Annotated in this window: 2 protein-coding genes; both read left to right on the forward strand. The window is 69.2% G+C overall.

Going from position 1 to position 1,453, the window contains the following annotated elements:
* Positions 1-698, forward strand: a 698-nt coding sequence (pstC, locus tag E9934_RS19380; protein ID WP_136564546.1) for a phosphate ABC transporter permease subunit PstC, incomplete at its 5' end; no start/stop codon positions are given.
* A gap of 6 nt (positions 699-704) precedes the next feature.
* A partial coding sequence (locus tag E9934_RS19385) for a PstA family ABC transporter permease (RefSeq protein ID WP_238695068.1) occupies positions 705-1,453 on the forward strand: 749 nt, incomplete at its 3' end.

Genomic DNA, 1,453 nt, shown 5'->3' on the forward strand with positions numbered 1-1,453 from the left:
TCGTGGCGATGGTGATCGTGACGCCGCTGGCCATCGGCCTGGGCCTGGTCATCTCGCACTACGCCCCGCGCCGACTCGCCAAGCCGGTCGGCTTCCTGGTCGACCTGCTGGCCGCCGTGCCGTCGGTGGTCTTCGGCCTGTGGGGCCTGATCGTGCTGGCGCCGTACCTCAAGCCGTTCCACGAGTTCCTGGTGGACTACTTCGGCTGGATTCCGTTCTTCGACGGTCCGGCCAGCGCCACCGGCCGCACCATCCTGACCGCCGGGATCGTGTTGGCCCTGATGGCGCTGCCGATCGTCACCGCGATCATGCGCGAGATCTTCGCGCAGACGCCGCGGGCCCACGAGGAGGCGGCGCTCGCCCTGGGCGCGACGCGCTGGGAGATGATCCGTCTCGCGGTCTTCCCCTATGCCCGCTCCGGCATGGTCGCCGCGCTGATGCTCGGCCTCGGCCGCGCGCTCGGGGAGACGATGGCCGTCGCCATGGTGCTGTCCACCACGGGCATCATCGTGAGCCTCGACATCGTCTCGTCCGCCAACTCGAACACGATCGCCGCGTTCATCGCGAGGTCCTTCAAGGAGGCATCGGGCACCAGCGTCAACGTGCTGATCTTCGCGGGCCTGGCGCTGTTCGTCCTCACCTTCGCCGTCAACTTCCTCGGCCGCTGGATCGCCACCCGCGGCGTCGCTAAGGGCTGATCCGAGATGACCACTACCCCTCCGCTCGACGACACCGAGATGTTGGCTCCCGCCATCGACACCTCCGTCGGTCAGCTCCCGCGGTTCGCCGCCGTCATCGTCGGCGTCGCCGCCCTCTGCTCCGGCGCCCTCGTCGGTGTGCTCTTCGGGTCCGGCATCGCGCTGCAGCTCGTCATCGCGTGGGCGGTCTTCGTGATCGCCTACCCGGGCTGGAGCGCCGCCGTCGAGAACCGCCGCAAGTCCACCGACCGCCTGATCACCTGCCTGGTCTGGACCGCCTTCGTGCTGGCGATGATCCCGCTGGTCAGCCTGATGGTGACCGTGGTCGCCAAGGGGGCCCCGGTGATCACCGGTGAGTTCCTCACCACCGACATGACCGGCCGCGCGCTGCTCGGCGAGGGCGGCGGCATCGTCCACGCCATCATGGGCACGGTCATGGTCACGGCGATCGCCGCGCTCATCGCGATCCCGATCGGCCTCCTGACGGCCATCTGGCTCGTCGAGTACGGCGCCGGCTCGAAGCTCGGCTCGCTGATCACCTTCCTGGTCGACGTGATGACAGGCATCCCGTCCATCGTCGCCGGCCTCTTCGCCCTCGCCCTGTTCCAGGTGCTCCTGGGTGACCCGCTGCCGCGGATCGGCATCGGTGGCGGCGTGGCCCTGGCGCTGCTGATGGTGCCCACGGTCGTCCGGTCGGTGGAGGAGATGCTGAAGCTGGTGCCCAACGAGCTGCGCGAAGCCTCCTACGCCCTGGG

Source organism: Nocardioides caeni (genome assembly GCF_004912195.1).
GTDB classification, from domain to species: Bacteria; Actinomycetota; Actinomycetes; order Propionibacteriales; family Nocardioidaceae; genus Nocardioides; species Nocardioides caeni.